We start from the raw sequence: 1,720 nt of genomic DNA, 5'->3' as shown, positions 1-1,720 counted from the left end.
CCGGCGCCGTTCCCGGCCGGCCCGGCGCCGTTCCCGGACTGCCCGGCGTCACCGGCCCGGGCCTGCCGGGCGCCACGACCGGCGTCACCAACCCCGCCGACGGTCCCCTCGTCGCGCAGATCAACCAGGCCGACGCCCGCGTCGCGCAGATCGGCGAGAACCTGCTGCGGATCAAGGGGGAACGCGACGCCGCGCAGGCCGAGCTGACCGCCGCCGGCGACCGGCTGACGGAGGCGCTGACCGCGCTCGTCCGGGCCCGCGAGAACGCCAAGAGCGCCGCCGCCGACGCGGTCAAGGCCGACGCGGCGCTGCCGCCCGGCGAGTTCGGCAGCAGCCTGCGCGAGTTCGCCAACCTCCAGCGGATCACCCGGGGCGACCGGGCCGAGGGCGCGGCCAGCACGTCGGTGACCGGCGAGCTGCTCCGGGCCACCACCGCCGAGCAGGTCGCCCGCGAGGCGCGCGACTCGGCCCAGCGGCGGGTCAACGAGAAGACCGACGAATACAAGAAGGTCGAGACCGACCTGCGGACGCAGGAGGCGGCGCTGCTCAAGCTCCGCCGGGACAACGCCGCCAAGCTGCTCGACATCGAACGCCGCGAGAACGTGGCCGAGCAGCGCAACGGCAACTCCTACGTGGTCAACCAGAGCATCGCCGGCATGGTCGCCGACCCCCGGGCGCTCGCCGCCGTGCGCTACGCGCTGGCCCAGCTCGGCGACCCCTACCTCTGGGCGGCCGAGGGCCCGGACCGCTTCGACTGCTCCGGCCTGATGCTGGCCTCCTACCAGTCGGCCGGCTACCGCGGCCTGCCCCGGGTCTCCCGGGACCAGTACTTCGCGACCCGGTCCCGCACCGTCGACCCGAACGCCCTCCTCCCCGGCGACCTGCTCTTCTTCGCCTCCAGCGGCAGTTGGACGAGCATCCACCACGTCGCCATGTACATCGGCAACGGCAAGATGGTCGAGGCGCCCCGCACCGGCGACGTCGTCAAGATCTCGGTGGTCCGCTGGTCCCGCCTCTACGCCGCCACCCGCGTGGTCGGCGCGGTGCCCGCCCCGGCCACCCCCGTGCCGCCGCCGACCGTGCCGGCAACCCCGGCCAAGCCCACCCCGACGCCGAAGCCGACGAAGACGGCGACCCCGAAGCCCACCGGCTCGCCGAAGCCCACCGGCTCGCCCAAGCCGACCGGGACGCCCAAGCCGACGCCCACCACGTCGAGCCCGTCGCCCACGCCGTCGACGAGCACCACGCCGCCGGCCAGCCCGTCCGACTCGCCGAGCCCGACGCCGAGCCGCACCGCCGGGGCCGAGCCGACCGGCAGTGCGGCGGAGCCGAGCACGAGCAGCGTCGCGCCGTCGCCCACCGCGTCCGGCAGCGGATCGGCCAGCCCGAGCAGCGCCGACTGACCCAACCGTCCACTCCGGCTGTGCTCCCGGGCCGGAATGTGGCACGGTGAGATCGGGCAGTTCCGGCCGACGCCACGGTCGGGGCCGAGCGCGGGTGCGGAGGGCGAGATGGGCGACAACGAGGTTCCGGCGGAGACGGTCCACCCGGGATCCACGCCCGACCCCGCCGGTGACCAGGCCGAACGGGCACAGCCGGGCCAGGTTGCCGTCGCCCGCGCCCGGGTGAGCGTCGCCGGCTCGGCCGTGCCGCCACCGCCGGACGAGGAACGGCCCGCGGCGCCGGCCACCGCCACCACCTACCGGGCGGGCGCCCTGAC

The 1,720-nt window shown here is 76.0% G+C and carries 1 protein-coding gene and 1 pseudogene; both read left to right on the top strand.

Features of this window, described 5'->3' with window-relative positions:
* Positions 1–1,403 (top strand): C40 family peptidase (locus HUW36_RS34210; RefSeq protein ID WP_217428918.1); only part of this gene is annotated, 1,403 nt, incomplete at its 5' end.
* Positions 1,404–1,511: 108 nt separating this feature from the next.
* Positions 1,512–1,720: pseudogene (locus HUW36_RS32220) on the top strand (hypothetical protein); the annotation flags it as partial.

Source organism: Micromonospora maritima (genome assembly GCF_902825405.1).
GTDB classification, from domain to species: Bacteria; Actinomycetota; Actinomycetes; order Mycobacteriales; family Micromonosporaceae; genus Micromonospora; species Micromonospora maritima.
The sequence above is the reverse complement of the archived record's forward strand: the minus strand, read 5'-3'. Positions and strand labels throughout refer to the sequence as shown.